This is a genomic window from Tenacibaculum lutimaris (assembly GCF_003610735.1).
Lineage (GTDB): Bacteria > Bacteroidota > Bacteroidia > Flavobacteriales > Flavobacteriaceae > Polaribacter > Polaribacter lutimaris.
Genome location: NZ_RAQM01000007.1, coordinates 1 through 19,257, shown reverse-complemented (window position 1 = coordinate 19,257; position 19,257 = coordinate 1). Strand labels below are relative to the sequence as shown.

Here is a 19,257-nt window from a genome sequence, read left to right as displayed (position 1 = left end):
TTTAGCCTACTTCTATCCTAAACCTACGTCTAACGACATCATTACTATAAATCCACCGATAAACCCCAGTGTAGCAATATCAGTATATTTATCTCTTTGAGTTTCCGGAATCACTTCTTCTACTACCACAAAAATCATTGCACCTGCAGCAAATGCTAAAGCATATGGTAAAATTGGTGTAAAAAACGATACAGCCACCGCTCCTAAAACGGCTGCCATGGGCTCTACAATTGCTGACATTTGCCCGTACCAAAAACTTTTAAAACGACTTACTCCTTGTCTACGAAGTGGCATTGCAACTGCAAAACCTTCAGGGAAATTTTGTATCCCTATACCGATAGCCAATGAAATCGCCGCAATAATCATTTCTGTTTGTTCAACTCCAACCATGGTAGAAGCTGCCCCAAACAATACTCCTACTGCTAAACCTTCTGGAATGTTATGTAGTGTGATTGCTAATACTAGTAAAGTTGTTTTATGCCAGCTCGTCTTAACACCTTCCACTTCATGCTCTTTAAAATTAATGTGCAAGTGCGGCAATAATTTATCCATCCCAAACAAAGCTAAAGCTCCTAAAGCAAATCCAATTGCTGAAGGAAGTACTTTTACAAACCCTTCACCTGGACTATTATCAATTGCTGGAGATAACAAACTCCAAAAACTCGCTGCAACCATCACTCCTCCTGTAAATCCAAGCATCCCATCTAAAACTGCCCGATTCATTTTTTTGAAAAAAAACACTAAACTAGCTCCTAAAGCTGTTAAACCCCATGTAAAAAGCGATGCATAAAATGCTGCTTGAATTGGGTGTTCCTTACCAAATTCTATCAATTGATTAAATAAATTCATGTATAATAATATCTCTTATTAGTTGTTTAACGTGATTTTTGAATATATAAGTTACTAGCTATTTTATTTGAAACAGATAGTGTTTTTCCATCCATTTCTATAACCAAAGAACCATCAAAAGGTTCTTTTTCTTTTACTTTTATTTGTTTTCCTAAAGCAACTCCTTGTTTATCTAAAAAGCGTAAAAATTCTGAAGAACTGTCATCAACTCCTACACAAACTCCTATTTCATTCTCCTTCAACGTTGATAATAAACTTTTTTCTATTACCTGTAAATTCCCTTCTTTATCTGGAATAGGGTCTCCGTGTGGATCTCTCTTAGGATAATCTAAAAAAGCATCTAGCTCATTGATTAATTTAGGAGACTTAATATGCTCAAGCTGTTCTGCCACCTCATGCACTTCATCCCAAGAAAAATTCAATTTATCTACCAGAAAAACTTCCCATAATCGATGCTTACGAACAATATTAGCTGCTGTTTTTTTTCCAAAATCGGTCAAAGTTACTCCTTGATATTTTTTATAAGTCACTACATCTTTTTCAGATAGTTTCTTAATCATATCTGTTACAGAAGACGCTTTGGTATCTAACTTTTTAGCTATAGCATTTGTACTGATTCCTTTTTTAAAATCAGCTTCTAAATGATATATCGTTTTTATATAATTTTCTTCAGATTGACTAAACATCATATTCTTTTTTAGACGCACAAATATATAGATTTTAGTTTAATTAAATATATTTTTAGACTCATCTAAAAATATATTTATATTTGCATTAAATTTTATTTAAAAACCACAACAACAAACTATTTTCAATATGAAAAATCTAGTTGCTTTTACAATTCTATTACTATCTAATATTGCTATAGGACAAACTATTAAAGGAAAAGTTAGCACCACATCAGGTGATGTAGTATCGTTTGCTAGTATATATATAAAAGGAACAGAAAAAGGAACCACTACTGATGAACACGGAAACTACGAGTTAAAAACAACTCAGCATAAGTTTGTTTTAGTTGCCTCTTCCATAGGTTTTCTATCTGAAAGAAAAACTGTAACAATAAATCCTTCAGAAGAAAAAACAATCAACTTTACTTTAACCGAAACTGCTGAAATCTTAGACCAAGTAACGATTACCGGAACACGTACAGATAAACGCCGAACGAATAGCCCAGTGATTGTAAATGTTATCAATAGCCAAACTTTAGCTGATGTTCAGGCATGTAATTTATCTGAAGGATTAAAATTTCAAACGGGTTTGCGTGTAGAAACAGACTGTCAAACTTGCAATTATACACAACTTCGCATGAATGGTTTAGCTGGCGGATATTCACAAATATTGATTAATGGTCGACCTATTTTTAGCCCTTTAACTGGTTTATACGGACTAGAACAAGTACCCACCAACATGATTGAACGTATTGAGGTAGTACGTGGTGGAGGTTCTGCTTTATATGGATCAAGTGCAATTGGAGGAACCGTAAACGTCATTACTAAAATTCCAAAGAAGGACAATTATAGTATGGGTTATACCTATCAAAATATTAAAGGAATTTCTGACCATATTATTGCTGGAAATGCAACCATCGTTAATGAAGACAGAAACGCAGGTGCTTCATTTTTTATCAATAACCGAAGAAGAGCTATGTATGACGCTAATGGCGATAATTTTTCTGAACTTCCAGAGCTAAAAAACAACTCTTTTGGAACCAATCTATTCTTTTTCCCAACAGAAAATCAAAAAATAGAAATCAACTTCAGTAAAATGAATGAATATCGTTATGGAGGAGAAATGATTGATGATGCACCACATTTTGCAATGCAATCTGAAGAACGTGTGCATGATGTATATGTTGGTAATGTTGATTACCAAATTAATTTTAACGATGATAAAAGTTCAATCATCTCCTATTTTGCTACACAATATACCGGAAGAGAACATTATACAGGTATACGCCCTGAAACTAACACTCCTCAAGACACTAAACATTTAGCTAACCCTCCTTACGGAAATTCAACCACAACAACCTTTCAAGGAGGATTACAATTCAACCATAAATTAAACAACTTTTTTAATGGTAACAATGTGCTAACTTTAGGTGGTGAATTTGTGCAAGATGATGTTTTTGATGTTATTGATGCTTATCAATATAAAGTAGATCAGCTTACAAAAAACTACGGATTCTTTTTTCAAAGTGATTGGCAAATCTCAGACAAATGGAACTTACTTTCAGGAGTACGATATGACAACCATACTTTAAATACACTTAAAACAGATGGTACTCAGAAAAACATTACAAACAACGTTGCGAGTCCGAGAGTATCACTGCTATTCAAACCTTTTAAAAACACTCAAGTTAGAGGGACTTGGGGTACTGGATTTAGAGCTCCACAAGCTTTTGATACCGATTTACATATTGCCTTTGCTGGAGGAGGAGTATCTCGAGTAGTACTAGCTGATGATTTAAAAAGAGAACGTTCTAACAGCTATACGCTTTCTTTTAATTACGACAAACCTACAGAACATTACATATATGGTTTTACTATTGAAAGTTTTTACACCAATTTAAAAGACGCTTTTTATTTAGAAGCTATTGACAAAGATACTTTTGGTGAAATTTTTGAAAAAAGAAATGGAGATGGAGCAGTTGTACAAGGAATTACTTTAGAAACTCGTTTAAATTACGATGGAATTTTACAGTTAGATGCAGGATTCACTTATCAATCTAGCAAATTTGATACTCCTGTTGATAATTTTCATAATTTACCTTCAAAGAGAGAATTTTTACACACCCCTAACACTTATGGTTATGCTACAGCAACGTACACACCTAATCAAAAATTTAAAACTGCTTTAAATTTAGTATACACAGGGCAAATGGATGTTTTACACATTATACCTAATCCAGATTTCAATCCACCAACTGATGATAATGAAAATATTGGTGAATATTTTAGCTCTCCATCATTTTTCAACTTGGGTGTTAACACTAGTTATACTTTTACTATAGAAAAACTTAACACTAACATAGAACTTAATCTAGGCATTAAGAACATTTTAGACGATTATCAAAGTGAATTTGATAAAGGAAAAGACAGGGATAGTAACTTTATTTTTGGTCCTGCAACCCCAAGAACCTTTGTTTTTGGTATAAAATTTACCAGTAATTAACATTAAAGAAACATAACTAAAATCACTTAACATTAAATAAACATTCTAATAATACAAAAGTAATTCCTACATAACATTAGCTTTACTGTTTAACTTGAATTTTGCGCCATAAATAAACAGAATTCAAAGATTAGAATGAAAAAAATATTATTTATAGCTTTTTTAAGCTTATGTAATTTAGCATTTTCTCAAAGCAAAGGTACTGTTACTGGTACAGTTACTGACAAAGAAATGAGCGGTGAAGCATTACCTTTTGCTAATGTTTTTATTAAAGGAACTTCAATCGGTGCTACTACCGATATGGAAGGTAAATATACCTTAAGTGTTCCTGCAGGAAATCAAACTATTGTTTTTAGTTTCGTAGGATACCAAACTGAAGAAAGAGCTATAGTTATTAAAGCAAGTGAGACACTTGTAGTAAACCAAGAAATAGGAGCTAACCAAGGAGTTGCTTTAGATGAAGTTAAAATTAACGCAACAGTTAGTAAAGAAAAAGAAACAGCTTTACTACTAGAACAAAGAAAAGCTACAGTAATTAAGGAAAGTATCGGAGCTCAAGAACTATCTAAAAAAGGAGTTTCTGATGCAGCTACAGCAACGACTAAAGTTGCTGGAGTGTCAAAGCAAGAAGGTTCAAATAAAGTTTATGTTAGAGGTTTAGGGGACAGATATAATACCACAACCTTAAATGGTTTACCATTGCCTTCTAACGACCCTAGGTTTAAGAACATCTCTCTAGAGCTTTTTGGAACGGACATGATTCAAAATATAGGGATAAGTAAAACTTTCTCTTCCAATCTAAGTGGAGATGTTGGTGGTGCAAATATCGATATCGCATCCAAAGAGCACTCAGGAAACTCTTCTATTAATATAGATTTTTCTTCTGGAGCTAATTCTCAAACAACAGGTAAAAGATTCAAAACAATTGACGGAGCTAACTGGTTTGGTACTGCAAATAATACTAAACATCAAGTTACTAACTTAAGTACTTTACCTTTTACTGATAGTTTTACCCCAAACAGCACACATGCAGCTTTAAACACAGCTTTATCAGTTTCAGGGAGCAAGAGGTTTAATGTAGGAGAAGAATCTAACTTATCAATGTTTTTGGTTGGTTCATTTAGTAATAAATATAATTATAGAGACGGAATCTCTATTAATTACCTTAGAAATGACGGTTCTACCGGTAGTCGTTTTACTTCTGCCAAACAATATAATTACGAAACTTCTAAAATGTTAATGGGGAATTTTATTTACAAAATAAATAATAATCATAAGATTTCTTATAATTCATTGTTCATACATTCAAACAACCAAAACATTCAAGATTATTTTGGTAAAAAACCTGATGTAGCTGACTCTGAGGGGGTTTTTGCAAGCATTATCCTTCAAACAGAAAATCAAAATAAAATATTTGTAAATCAATTATTATCTGAACATAAGTTTGGAGAATCAATTGATTTAAACTTGGGTGTAGCTTACAACATGGTTAATAATGATGAACCTAACAGAAAGAAAAACACTTTTGTTATAAATGAAAACGATAATACTACAAAATTCGCTTCTGGTGCTGCTAGAAACAATAGCAGATACTATCACAACTTAACAGAAGATGATTTTATTGCTAATGCTAGCTTAGTTAAGTATTTTGGAACTAGAATAAAAGATGAACACAAAGCAAAAGTAACCCTGGGTTATCAACTAAGAAATACTATTAGAGACTTTAGAGCTACTTATTTTGATTATGATTTATCTGCTCCAACAGACGTAGACCCTAACAATATTGATGCAGTACTAAACCAACAATCTCTAAATAATGGGATTTTTAGACTAGTAACTGGTTTTGGATTTGGTAGTAATGCTTTAGATCCTTTTACTTACGATGCGGACAAAATGACAAATGCTGCTTATGCAATGTTAGACTATCAAATTACAGATAATTTCTTCGCTAATATTGGGGCTAGATATGAAAACATAAGAATGGATGTTGCTTGGAGAACAAACTTAACAAACTCTACCAACGATAACGGTGGACCTAAGAAGTTAAGAGATAGTTATATATTACCATCTTTAAACTTAAAATACAACATCAATGATGATAATTTACTTAGGTTATCCGCTAGCCAAACATATACCTATCCTCAATTTAAAGAAGTAGCACCATTTATTTACGAAGGAGTAGATTATCAAGAAATGGGTAATGAAGACTTACAACCTTCAACAAACTATAATATTGATTTGAAATGGGAAATGTTCCCTACTAGAGGAGAATTAATTTCTGCAACTGTGTTTGGTAAATATATAGAAGATGGTATTAACAGAATAGAATTAAACGCAGCTTCTGACAACTTCTTCTCTTTCAACAATACAGGTAATACAACAATTTATGGAGCAGAGGTAGAATTGAGAAAACAAATATTTAATTTTTCTAAAGACGAGTACGACGAAAACATTAAGTTAGGGTTAAATGCAACTTACATGAATACTAATCAAACATTTAATGTAACAAACCAATTCAACCCAACCAATTCAGAAGAACCTACTGAAGGAGCAGCTCCTTTTCTTTTAAATACTGATGTATCGTATAATTACAAAAAAGATGACAAAGAAACTATTGCCTCTTTAGTCTTTAATTATCAAGGTGAAAAACTTTACAGTATTGGTTCTGTTAATGGTTTACAAAGTATTTATCAAAAAGCTTTACCAAAATTAGATTTTGTATTCAAAAGACAATTTAATAACAAATTAGGATTAAAATTTAGCGCTAAAAACATATTGAACCCTAGTTATGAGATGTACAGAGATGTACCTAATAAGTTCGTAACCAAATCATTTAAAAGAGGAGTTGATGTTTCTTTAGGGTTATCTTATAAGTTATAATTATTAATATTTAATTAAACTTAAGATAATCTTCTCTTGAAGCAATAAGTCCAAATTTGCAACACAATTTAAAATTAATTAAACAAAAAAAATGAAGACAATTAAATTATTATCAATCTTAGCTATTTCTGCATCATTAATGGTTGGATGTTCAGATGACGACCCAGTTACTCCTCCAAGTGAAGGTTTTGATTTAGAAATAAACGGGCAAGATGATTTTGACCCTAAAGACTTAAAAGGAAACGTTAATGCTGATATTACTTTAAAAGCTGGAGTTGAATATTTATTAACTAGCTATTTGAGAGTAAAAGACGGTAAAACTTTAACTATTGAGCCAGGTACAACAATTAAATGTAAAGCTGGTGGTACCGATGTTTTTCTTGCTGTAGAAAGAGGTGCTAAAATTAATGCTGCTGGTACTCAAGCTAATCCTATTATTTTTACCTCTGATGCTTCAAATCCAAGACCTGGAGATTGGGGAGGTATTGTTATTGCTGGTAAAGCTAAAACAAACAAAGGAGCTGAAGCTGAAACAGAAGTTGGTGGTTTAAACTACGGAGGTACTCAAGATGATGATAATTCTGGAACTTTAACATATGTTAAAACCGAATATACAGGAGCAAAAATTAATGGAGACCAAGAATTTAATGGTGTTTCTTTATATACTGTAGGATCTCAAACAACTATTAACAACTTATTTATTTCTAATGGTGCTGATGACGGAATTGAGTTTTTCGGAGGAACTGTTGATGTACAGAATGTAATATGTATTAACATTAAAGATGACATGTTTGATTTTACTGAAGGTTATTCAGGAACTATGGACAACATGTTTGGTGTAAGAGAAAACGGATTTAATGATGCGACTGAAGACCCAAGAGGTATTGAAGGAGACAGTAACGGTTCAAACCCTGCTGCTGCACCTGTATCAACTCCTACAATTAAAAACGTTACTGTATTAAACTTATCTGAAATCACTCCATTAAAAGCTGGTGCTGAAATTAGAAGAGGTACTGTAGCTACTATTGACAACGCTTTATTTGCTGCTTATGGTGGTGCTTCTTTTGGAAACTTGATTGATACACAAGATAGTAGTGGAGATGGTACTTTAACTATTACTAACTCTTACAAAATGGGTACTGTTGGTGAAAACAAAGAAGGTGGTACTATTACAGGAACTGTAACAGAAGATGTTGAAGCTATCACTGCTGATGGTGATAACTTAACTGTAAAAGCTGGTTTAGGTGCTGACTTTACTGCATTTTCTTGGACAGGATATACTTTAAAAAAGTAATCTAACTCTAATAAAAACAAAAAAACCGAGCAAATTGCTCGGTTTTTTGTTTTATAGTTTATTTACTTTTTAGTAATCTGTATTTAACTCATAAACAAGGAAAAATCTTGATTTTTATAGTGATTAATTTATAAAATATAAAAACTATGAAAAAAATTACCCTATTACTTTTATTACTTCTCTCTGTTAAAAGCATTAATTCTCAAACTCTTAATTATCATAGATTCGAAACTTATTCTTCTGCAGAAAATGCATGTACAGAAAATAGTTCCGATCAATTTTCTGTAAAAGTCAACTTAGATGACTTTCTAAATATTGGGCAAGTATATATAATCGATTTTGGAAACGAATTTAACCTAGGTGTTAGGTATGCTAAAGTAACAAATAGAGGTAGCGGTAAAGGTGATGCTGATTTTGAACTTATTAACACATCATATACTCCTATTAGCCCTTGTATTGGAGGCGATTATAATTATCATAATTTTGAAATTTTTGATTCACTTGAAGATAGCAAAAATGCTATATGCGGATACACTACTCAAAGTCAAACATTTAAAGTTAACATAGCTTCAGGAAACCTTCTATCATTAAATAAAGTTTATAAAATAAATTTTGGTCGAAATTTCAATCTAGGTAGTAGATATGTGAGAGTTTTGAATCGAGCTACAGGAAGAGGTGATGCTGATTTTTCTATACATTTTAATGCTATTGAAGAAGAAATAACGGTAAACTGTCCTGTTGATGATGATAAAGATGGAATAGAAAACTCCAATGACAATTGCCCTAACACTTCAAATGCAAATCAAAATGACATCGATAATGACGGTATTGGTGATGCATGCGACTCACAAGATAATAGAGATTCAGATGGTGATGGAGTACAAAACTGGCAAGACAACTGCCCTAACCAAGCAGGTCCTTCTTCTAATAACGGGTGTCCTATTGGTAATCCTGATTTAAAACCTAGCTATATTACTATATATAGTGAATGTACTTCGTGTTCTTCTAATTTAGACAATTTAGGCTCTAATAGACATATTGTTTCGAGAAATGGAGGAATACTTTCCCTTCAACAAATTATTATTGATAATATTGGTGAAGCTAATTCTAGCTCAACAAAAATAAATTTTTACACATCTATTAATGGAAAAACATTAGACGATAGTGATTATAAATTAACTCTTCGAAACCCAATAAATATTCCTTCTATAAGCAAAAATGGATATACTGTAACATCTACTACTATTTTTGGAGATGAAATAAAAATAGGTGAAGACTATAACGATGTTCTTTACGGTAATTACTATATAATTGGAGAAATTGAAAATATTAATGAGTCAAATGTAGATAATAATACATTTGTAATTCCAATATATTTTAGAGAATATATGAGCAAAACCTCTACCCAGTTGACTATCCATGATGTAAATGGAAATAAGATTAATGAAACTACTGTTAATAGCAAAACACAAGAAGTTAATATTATTAAGAGCCTACCAGAAGGTTTCTACTTTATTGATAAAGACGGTAAAAAAAGTAAAATTTATAAAAAGAATTAATATTTATTTTCCTAAAAAAAACCGAGCAAATTGCTCGGTTTTTTTATTCCTTTATTTTAGAAATACTGTAAAGTAAATCTTCTAACTTCTTTAATTCCGTTGGAGGATTCCCAGCATCAAACGTAATTGATTTGTATTCCTTATCACCTATTTTTATGGTGAATTCTGCATGTAAGGCTCCATCAGTAATTCTTTTTTCGCTCGGTGCTGTTAAATCTCCTATTCTTTCTAAGTTTAACCCACCTATCACTTTTTTAAACTCTTCAAGTTCTTCTTTTGAAATTTCTTTTGTTCCTTCCTCTTGATTCGTTTTATAGTTTAATTTATCATCCTCAACAGTTATCTGTATTAAACTTCCTCTTGTTTGAGCTTTATAAGCGATTGTATCGAAGTTTTTAGAGATATTTTGTGCAGTGCAGTTAACCATCAATAAAAAGACCACAGGAGTCATTATTTTTAGATATTTCATGTGTGCTTAATTTTTTATAATTTATAATAATAAAAAGACGCTCTTTAAGTAAAGAACGTCTTTATATATGAAATTCGTATGAGTTTTAATTAGTCTGCCATTGTAGCTCTAAATCCTCCTGGAGCAAAAACTGCATCCATTCTAGCTTTCTGACCTTCAGTAAACATATACATACAAGTATCGTCAGAATAGTCCATAAAGTTCATAGTCATGTTAGCACTTCCACACTCAATTACTGGGTAAGTAGGACATCCTCTACTATTACCATCAGCATCAGGAGTATCAGCAACAAAGTCACTAGCACCACATCCACCATCACCCCAAATGTGACGTAAATTTAAGTAATGACCAACTTCGTGTGTTGCTGTTCTTTGATTACGCCCAACAAATTGATGCGCTAAAACCACTCCATCAGTAGACCAGCTACCCCCTGGAAATTGAGCATATCCTAAAATTTGTCCTCCTCTATATGGCATAACATTTACAATCCAAATATTTAAAAACTCTTGTGGATTTACAACATCACTACCTCCTGAAGATGTAAATTTCATTGAATCATCTGGTCTCCAGCTTCTTTTCTGCTTATTTTCAACTCTAATTACGTCTTCAATTACAAAATCGATATTTACATTAGCTTCAACCCCAGCAAATTCAGCAGGCATTGCTCCTCTGTTTGGGTTTTGCATATTGAAGTCTTCGTTCATTGCATCAATTTGATCTTGCAGTACCGATAATGATAAGTTTTCACTTGCTTGACGGTAAATTACATGATAAACAACCGGAATTTGGATTTTTCCGTTTACTAATCTAGCTTGAACTTCTCCTTTTGCTATTTTTTCAAGATAATTTGCTGTAAAACTTTCAATGTTTTCCATTTTACCTTTTAGGCTAGGATCCATTGCCATATTTGCTTCTAAAACATCATTCGTAAAACATTGTTTTTCTGCCTTTTGTAAGTTAATCGCTTCTAATTCTGGCTCTGAATTAGGATTTTGTTCATTGTTTTGACAACCCACTAAAATTCCAGCGGCAATTGCCATGGTAAGAAAAATTCTTTTCATGTTGTGAAAATTTAAAAAATTAGTTATTTGATACACTTAAAAGTGCCTTTTGTTTTGTTAAAAAACGAGAAACAAAACTTTTAAAAAAGATGTTGTTAATTTTTTGTTATTTTAATAACAATTTGAAGGGTTTTTTAACGATACGCAATATATAATTTTCATTATACAATCAAAAATATTTTTAAAGACTGTAAAACAAGTACTTAAACCCTTTAAACATCACTTCTGAGACAACTAATTCATTTGCTTATCAACAAGATCAAAAACGTAAAATTTCTCAAAAAAAGTCAATTGAAGATTCATTCTCCCATATAAACAAAAAAAGGGATGTCTATTTAAGACATCCCTTCTCTATATATATTTAGCTTATTTTACTTAAGCTTTTTCTTTACTGCTACTTCAATGTAAGCTTCTATAACATCACCTTCTTGAATGTCGTTATAACCTTTAATTTGAAGACCACAATCGTATCCTTTAGTTACTTCTTTAACATCGTCTTTAAAACGTTTTAACGAAGTTAATTCACCATCATGAACAACAATTCCTTCTCTAATGATACGAACTTTAGAATCTCTTGTAATCTTACCTGACATAACCATACATCCTGCAATATTACCAACCTTAGAAATCTTATAAACTTCTCTAATTTCAACATTACCAAGAACTTCTTCTTTCATTTCAGGAGATAACATTCCTTCCATTGCATCTTTCAAGTCATTGATAGCGTCATAGATGATTGAGTACGTTCTGATATCTACTTCTTCTCTATCAGCTACGGCTCGTGCATTTCCTTGCGGACGTACGTTGAATCCAACAATAATTGCATCTGATGCAGTTGCTAACAATACATCTGATTCTGTAATAGCTCCAACTCCTTTATGAATAATATTTACTTGAATTTCTTCAGTAGATAATTTTTGGAACGAGTCTGTTAACGCTTCTACCGAACCATCCACATCTCCTTTTAAGATAATGTTTAATTCTTTAAAGTCTCCTAACGCGATACGACGACCAATTTCTGCAAGCGTTAATGTTTTCTGAGTTCTTACAGATTGTTCACGTTGTAATTGAGAACGTTTTGCTGCAATTTGTTTTGCTTCACGTTCATCATCAAATACATTGAACTTATCACCTGCTTGTGGTGCACCATCTAAACCTAAGATTGATACCGGCATAGAAGGTCCAGCTTCTTGTACTTTCTTACCTTTATCATCAAACATAGCTCTTACTTTACCACTATGCTTTCCTGCCAAGATATAATCACCAATTTTTAAAGTACCAGCTTGTACTAAAATTGTAGATACGTACCCTCTACCTTTATCTAATAAAGCTTCTACTACTGCTCCGTTAGCATTCTTACTAGGGTTTGCTTTTAACTCTAATACTTCTGCTTCTAACAATACTTTTTCTAATAACTCATCAACCCCTTGTCCTGTTTTTGCAGAAATCTCTTGTGATTGAATGTTACCACCCCAATCTTCTACTAATAAATTCATAGCAGATAATTGCGTTTTAATATTGTCTGGATTTGCGTTTGGCTTATCAATTTTGTTAATCGCGAATACGATTGGTACTCCTGCTGCTTGTGCGTGAGCAATTGCCTCTTTTGTTTGTGGCATTACATCATCATCGGCTGCAACTACGATAATAACTAAATCGGTAACTTGAGCTCCACGAGCACGCATTGCAGTAAAGGCCTCGTGACCTGGTGTATCTAAGAACGTAATTCTTTGATCACCTACTTTTACAGAATATGCACCAATGTGCTGTGTAATTCCTCCTGATTCTCCTTCTATTACATTTGCATTACGAACGTAATCTAATAACGAAGTTTTACCGTGATCTACGTGTCCCATTACGGTTACAATCGGTGCACGAGTAATTAAATCTTCTGGATTATCTTCTACCTCTTCAATTGCTTCTTCTACTTCAGCACCAACAAACTCTACTGTGTAATTGAACTCTTCAGCAACAATTGATAAAGTTTCAGCATCTAAACGTTGGTTCATTGTTACCATCATTCCTAACATCATACATGTAGAAATGATTTGTGTAACAGGAACATCCATCATCGTAGCAACTTCACTTACAGTAACAAACTCAGTAACTTTTAATACTTTACTTTCTGCTTGTGCTGCTTGTAATTCTGCTTCCGATTGTTGACGGTGAGCATCTCTCTTATCACGACGATATTTTGCACCTTTTCCTTTTTTAGATTTACCTTGAAGTTTTTCTAAGGTTTCTCTAACTTGTTTTTGGATTTGTGCTTCTGTTAACTCTTCTTTTGGGGTAACTACAGGTCTTCTTCCTCCTCTTTGTCCACCACGGTTTTGGCCACCGCGATTCTGACCTCCACGATTTTGACCTTGGTTTGGTCTTCCAGCGTTGTTACCACCTCCTGTCGTTGCTCCTGCAGGCTTACTTATTCTTTTACGCTTCTTCTTATCTGCATCATTTGCAGCAGCACCTTTATTTTCAGGTTTTTTCTTTTTTGGTCTTTCGAATTGTTTTAAATCAATTTTTTGACCAGTAAAGTTAGGACCTTCTAATTTCTTATACTGAGTTTTAATTTTTTCAGCATTTTCAGGAGTAATTTCCACCTCTTTTGTAGGTTGCTTTACTTCCTGAGCCTTTTTTTCAACAGGCTTTTTTTCTTGCTTAGGCTTTTCAGCTTTCACTTCCTTCTTTGGAGCTTCTACTGGTTTTTCTTCTTTAGGCTGCTCTACTTTTTGAGGCTCTGGCTTTTTTTCTTCAGCTCTAACTGGTTCTTCTACCTTAACAGGCTCTTCTTTCTTAGGAGCTTCAACCTCTTTTTTCTCTACTACAGCTACAGGTTCTTCTTTTTTAGGAGCTTCAACCTCTTTTTCTACCACAGGCTCTTCTACTTTGTTTTCTACAGCCTTACCTGTTTCAACATCAATTTTACCTACAGTTTTAAGTTCTAATTTTTCAGCTTTGGCTTTTAAAACTTCTTGTTTTTTAGCTTCCTCTTCTATTCTCTTCTTTTCTTGCTCCTCTTCTAATTGCTGACGAATTGCCTCTTTTTCTTTTCTCTTTTCTTCGCTAACTTCTTTAGAGGCCACCTTCTTAGATTTATCAGTTTGAAATCCGTCAAATAAAATTTGATATTCTGCATCTGATATTTTGGTAGTAGGACGAGCTTCTATATCATGACCATTTTTAGCCAAGTGTTCTACAGCTCTATCTAAAGAAATGTTTAATTCTCTTAAAACCTTATTTAGTCTTAATTTTTTGCCTTCAGCCATATATTGTTTTATACTTTTTTATTGAAAAAACACACTTTACACGTAGCACGCATAGTTATGCTTTTTTTCTACTTTTTACCAGATTTTATGTAGTAAATCTACAAAGGATACTGGCTTCCTCTTTATAATTTATATGTTAATCTTCGAATTCTTCTCTTAAAATTCGTTGAACATCTAAAATAGTTTCTTCTTCTAAATCGGTTCTTTGTACTAACATTGATACGTCTTTTTCTAAAACGCTCTTCGCAGTATCTAAACCAATTTTCTTGAATTCTTCAATTACCCAAGCTTCGATTTCGTCAGAGAATTCTGTTAACTCAACATCTTCTTCTTCGATTCCTTCCCTCTTAACGTCAATTTCGTAACCTGTTAATTCACTTGCTAAACGAATATTAACCCCAGCTCTACCAATTGCTTTTGACACTTCTTCTGGTTTTAATAAAACCTCTACACGTCCTTTTTTACCATTCTTTTCTTCATCAAACATTTCAATCTCTACAGAAGTTACTTTTGCAGGACTTAATGCTCTTGCTACGAATAACTGCTCGTTCTTCGTGTAATTGATTACATCAATATTCTCGTTTCCTAACTCACGAACAATACCGTGAATACGAGAACCTTTTACACCAACACATGCTCCAACAGGATCAATTCTATCATCGTACGAATCTACAGCTATTTTTGCTTTATCTCCAGGTATTCTTGCTACTCCTTCAATAGTAATTAAACCGTCGAAAACTTCAGGTATTTCTTGTTCAAATAACTTCACTAGGAATGCAGGTGAAGTTCTTGATAAAATAATAGCTGGTTTGTTACCTCTTAACTCTACTGATTTGATAACTCCACGAACAGCATCTCCTTTTCTAAAGAAGTCAGAACGAATTTGTTCACTCTTAGGTAAAACAATCTCATTTCCTTCGTCATCCAACAAAATTACAGCATTATGACGAATATGATGCACTTCTGCACTATAAATTTCTCCTTCTAGGTCTTTAAAATGTTTAAAGACATTTGTACTATCGTGCTCATGTATTTTAGAAATTAGGTTTTGGCGTAATGCTAGAATAGCACGTCTTCCTAAATCAATTAACTTAACTTCTTCAGATACGTCCTCACCAATTTCAAAATCTGGTTCTATTTTTCTTGCTTCAGAAAGTTCTATTTCCTCATTATCATCTTCAGACATCCCATCAGCCACAACTACACGGTTTCTCCAAATCTCTAAATCTCCTTTATCAGGGTTGATGATGATATCAAAGTTATCGTCTGACCCAAACCTACGCTTTAAGGCTGCACGAAATACTTCTTCTAAGATAGACATTAAGGTTACCCTGTCTATACTCTTATTATCTTTAAACTCCGAAAATGATTCAATTAATGCAATATTTTCCATTTCATTCTCTAATTAAAATATGATCTTCACTTTTGCTTCTTTAATATCTTCATACGCTAGTGTTTTTGTTTTTTCTACCGTATGTTTTCCTTTACCTACTGGTTTAGGCTCTCTTGCTTTCCAATGTAACGTAATGTTATCTTCTGTTACTTCGGTTAACGTTCCTTCGAACTCTTCTTCTGTTGCTGTTTTAACAGTAAGAATTCTATTGATGTTCTTTTTATACTGACGCCTCACCATTAACGGGCGTGCAATATCTGGTGTGGTTACCTCTAACGAAAAATCTTCTTCTTCTCTGTCTAAATTGTGTTCAATTTTTCTACTTACACGAATACATTCGCTCAAAGGCACACCTGAATCTCCATCTACTATTACTTTTATTTTATTGTCTGACAAAAACTGCAAGTCTATTAAATATAATGACTCGTTTTCTTGTAAGGCTTCTTGTAATAATTCTTTAACTCGTTCTTGATTCATACTAGGTATAAAAAGAGGGGACTCTCGTCCCCTTCATCTATCTGATTAATAAATTTGCTGCAAATATAGTAAGTTATTCATTAACACACAAATATCTTTCCTTTTTACGCTGATTTTTTGTATATTTAAAAGACTATCTCTCTTTAAATCTTCTTATTATGAAAAAAATACTCGTACCTACTGATTTTTCGAAGCCGTCTGAGTATGCTTCGAAACTAGCATCGAAACTAGCTGAAAAGGCTAACAGCGAAGTTCACCTTTTACACATGGTTGAGCTTCCTACTGGAATTATCGACATGGGCTCTGGAACTAACTTTAGCATTCCTGAAAGCATGTTATACATTAGAAAAGTTCGTGATAGGCTTATTGATTACAAACAACAATTTTTCTCAAGAAATGAAATTGTTAAACATGCTATTCGTTTTCAAAACCCTTATGATGGTATTTGCGACTACGCTAAAAAACACAATGTTGATCTCATTATTATGGGAGCCAAAGGGCATACTAACTTAGAGGAAATTCTTATAGGTTCTAATACTGAAAAAATTGTGAGAAATTCAGAAATACCCGTTATAGCAACCAAAAAGAATGGAGAAAATTTTGATCCAAAAAACTTTGTTTTTGCTTCTAGCTTTAAACCTGAAAAAAATCAAGCTTTTGAGCGGTTTTTAGAATTTGCTAGCAACTTTGACATCAAAATTCATTTATTAAAGGTTAATACGCCTCAGAAATTTGAAAACACACAAGAAACAAACCAACGCATTAAAAACTTTATTAAAAAATATGATTTAAAAAATTACTCTATTAATGTTTATAATGATTCTTCTATTGAAAAAGGAATTTTAAATTTTTCTAATAAAATAAATGCTGATATTATTGCTTTAGCAACCCATGGAAGAAGTGGATTATCACATATTTTTAATGGAAGTATTACAAAGCATTTATCAAAAAAATCAATTAAACCTATGCTTACTTTCAAAATTTAAAAAAGAATAATAAATATAAAACCGCTAAGATTTAAATCTTAGCGGTTTTTTTATTTAAATATATTATCTTACTTTTTACTTTTAGAATAAGTTTAGAGGAGTTTAAACTATTTACTCCTCCAAACTATTCCTTTTATAATTCAGATTACTTTTTCTTCTTAGGACGCATTGCTATAATTTTCTTATTAACAACACCTCTGCTTGTAATCATTCTTACAATTAAAGCTTGATTTTGTACATCTGATAAATCTATTTTTATTTGTTCTAAAGTTCCTTTGATATAAGAATTGTTATCAACTCTCTTAATCAAAATTCCATTCATACTATAAATTTCAATAGCTACATCTGTATCAAACTTATAATTATACTCAAGTGTTAACTCATTTTCAAACGGAACTGGGTATGCACTGAAGTTTAATGGTTCTTGTTGAACAGGTGCTAACACCTCTTCAATACAAGGTTCTACTGAACCACTTGGAGTGAACGTTCCTCCATTATCTACTGACTCATTACATCTACAAACCTCTTCACAAACCTCTGCGTGTGCAATTACATAAATTGGTCCGCTAGCTTCGATAGGTCCTACTGTATAATTAGATGCATAATCTAACTTTTTAGTATTAAAGTTAAATTGTCCTGGCGCTACAGTTTCTTTACCATTTTTGGTAGGATACTTTTCACATCCTATGTATACATGCGCTACACTCATTACATATCCTTCAAATAGATTATACTCAACTGACACATATCCATCTAGATATGTAACTATAACCTCACCTGATTGGACTCCTTTAGAAATATCACATTGACCTGCTCCTGAATATAAAGGAAGCGTATACGTGCCTTCTTCAGCAAAGTAATTTGTCCAACCCCAACGACTAAAGCCGTCGTCTAAGAAACAAGTATAATTATCACCTCTTGCAAATGCAGTTTCACAGTTTTCAAATAAATCTGTTTTATTTGACATTGTAATAGTTTCTGTAACTGTATTACCACAATCATCTGTCGCTGTGAAAACATAATCTGCATACTGAATACAACTTTCTTCTCTATAGTTAGTAGGATACGCTACCAGATCACCACCTGCTGCACAGTTATCTGTCCATTTTGCAGTTAGCATTTCAGGTAATTGCCCGTCACACAACTCAAGACTTTCTGGTAAATCAGTTATCACAGGATCGGTCATATCGTAATCTCTCGATACTAACGTAGTTTCGGTATCGCTATTACCACAATCATCCGTAATAGTGAAGGTATATAATCGATACTGTGTACAACCATCTGCACTGTCAGGTTGGTCTACTCCGCCATCTGACTGGATACCTACTCCGCCTGCTGAACAGTTGTCTGTCCAATCAGTCGTTAGGTTTACTGGCCATGGCGTGTTACAGCCTTCTAGCTTATAGTCTGCTACGTCTACAATCTCTGGATCGGTCATGTCGTAATCTCTCGATACTAAGGTAGTTTCGGTATCACTGTTTCCACAATCATCTGTAATAGTGAAGGTATATAATCGATACTGTGTACATCCATCGGCACTGTCAGGTTGATCTACTCCGCCATCTGACTGAATTCCTTGTCCGCCGGCTGAACAGTTGTCTGTCCAATCAGTCGTTAAGTTATCTGGCCATGGAGTGTTACAGCCTTCTAGCTTATAGTCCGCTACGTCTACAATCTCTGGATTGGTCATGTCGTAATCTCTCGATACTAACGTAGTCTCGATATCACTGTTTCCACAATCATCCGTAATGGTGAAGGTATATAATCGATACTGTGTACAACCATCGGCGCTGTCAGGTTGATCTACTCCGCCATCTGACTGGATACCTACTCCACCGGCTGAACAGTTGTC

12 protein-coding genes and 1 pseudogene are annotated in these 19,257 nt (G+C 33.2%); 5 read left to right on the top strand and 8 right to left on the bottom strand.

The genetic code is table 11. The features are described from left to right. Positions 1 to 12 precede the first annotated feature (12 nt). Both C8N26_RS03615 and C8N26_RS03610 read right to left on the bottom strand, forming a co-directional pair. Positions 13 to 849 (bottom strand): ZIP family metal transporter, encoded by an 837-nt coding sequence (locus tag C8N26_RS03615; RefSeq protein ID WP_038005858.1) that lies wholly within the window; start codon positions 847 to 849, stop codon positions 13 to 15. Between the two features lie 26 nt (positions 850 to 875). Next, positions 876 to 1,535, bottom strand: coding sequence for a metal-dependent transcriptional regulator (locus C8N26_RS03610; RefSeq protein WP_120186532.1), 660 nt, complete (start codon positions 1,533 to 1,535; stop codon positions 876 to 878). A gap of 130 nt (positions 1,536 to 1,665) precedes the next feature. On the opposite strand from C8N26_RS03610, the gene C8N26_RS13660 reads away from it, so the two are divergent. From C8N26_RS13660 to C8N26_RS13705, 4 genes are all read left to right on the top strand, one after another. Next, positions 1,666 to 4,020: a TonB-dependent receptor gene (locus C8N26_RS13660; RefSeq protein ID WP_120186110.1), complete on the top strand. Its 2,355-nt coding sequence runs from the start codon at positions 1,666 to 1,668 to the stop codon at positions 4,018 to 4,020. Positions 4,021 to 4,155: 135 nt separating this feature from the next. Further along, positions 4,156 to 6,900: a TonB-dependent receptor gene (locus C8N26_RS03600; RefSeq protein WP_120186109.1), complete on the top strand. Its 2,745-nt coding sequence runs from the start codon at positions 4,156 to 4,158 to the stop codon at positions 6,898 to 6,900. 91 nt (positions 6,901 to 6,991) lie between these two features. Beyond that, positions 6,992 to 8,194, top strand: coding sequence for a hypothetical protein (locus tag C8N26_RS03595; protein ID WP_120186108.1), 1,203 nt, complete (start codon positions 6,992 to 6,994; stop codon positions 8,192 to 8,194). A gap of 146 nt (positions 8,195 to 8,340) precedes the next feature. Next, positions 8,341 to 9,753: a thrombospondin type 3 repeat-containing protein gene (locus tag C8N26_RS13705; RefSeq protein ID WP_120186106.1), complete on the top strand. Its 1,413-nt coding sequence runs from the start codon at positions 8,341 to 8,343 to the stop codon at positions 9,751 to 9,753. Between the two features lie 43 nt (positions 9,754 to 9,796). Here the strand turns inward: C8N26_RS13705 and C8N26_RS03585 are convergent, their stop codons facing one another. The 5 genes from C8N26_RS03585 to rimP all read right to left on the bottom strand — a co-directional run bounded on the left by C8N26_RS03585 (position 9,797) and on the right by rimP (position 16,419). Then, complete coding sequence (locus C8N26_RS03585) at positions 9,797 to 10,222, bottom strand: hypothetical protein (protein ID WP_147418478.1); 426 nt, start codon at positions 10,220 to 10,222, stop codon at positions 9,797 to 9,799. 89 nt (positions 10,223 to 10,311) lie between these two features. Next, the gene (locus C8N26_RS03580) at positions 10,312 to 11,283 is read right to left on the bottom strand and encodes a zinc metalloprotease (protein WP_120186102.1); all 972 of its coding nucleotides are present in this window, start codon (positions 11,281 to 11,283) and stop codon (positions 10,312 to 10,314) included. A gap of 371 nt (positions 11,284 to 11,654) precedes the next feature. Beyond that, positions 11,655 to 14,549: a translation initiation factor IF-2 gene (gene infB, locus C8N26_RS03575; RefSeq protein WP_120186100.1), complete on the bottom strand. Its 2,895-nt coding sequence runs from the start codon at positions 14,547 to 14,549 to the stop codon at positions 11,655 to 11,657. Positions 14,550 to 14,685: 136 nt separating this feature from the next. Continuing rightward, entirely contained in the window at positions 14,686 to 15,942 is a 1,257-nt protein-coding gene (gene nusA, locus C8N26_RS03570; protein WP_120186099.1) for a transcription termination factor NusA, read from the bottom strand. A gap of 12 nt (positions 15,943 to 15,954) precedes the next feature. Further along, a complete protein-coding gene (rimP, locus tag C8N26_RS03565) occupies positions 15,955 to 16,419 on the bottom strand; it encodes a ribosome assembly cofactor RimP (protein WP_120186097.1) in 465 nt (154 codons plus the stop codon). A gap of 158 nt (positions 16,420 to 16,577) precedes the next feature. Between rimP and C8N26_RS03560 the strand changes: the two genes are divergently transcribed. Further along, a complete protein-coding gene (locus C8N26_RS03560) occupies positions 16,578 to 17,405 on the top strand; it encodes a universal stress protein (protein WP_120186095.1) in 828 nt (275 codons plus the stop codon). Between the two features lie 145 nt (positions 17,406 to 17,550). Here C8N26_RS03560 and C8N26_RS13470 read toward each other — a convergent pair. Then, a pseudogene (locus tag C8N26_RS13470) lies at positions 17,551 to 19,257 on the bottom strand (T9SS type A sorting domain-containing protein); the annotation flags it as partial.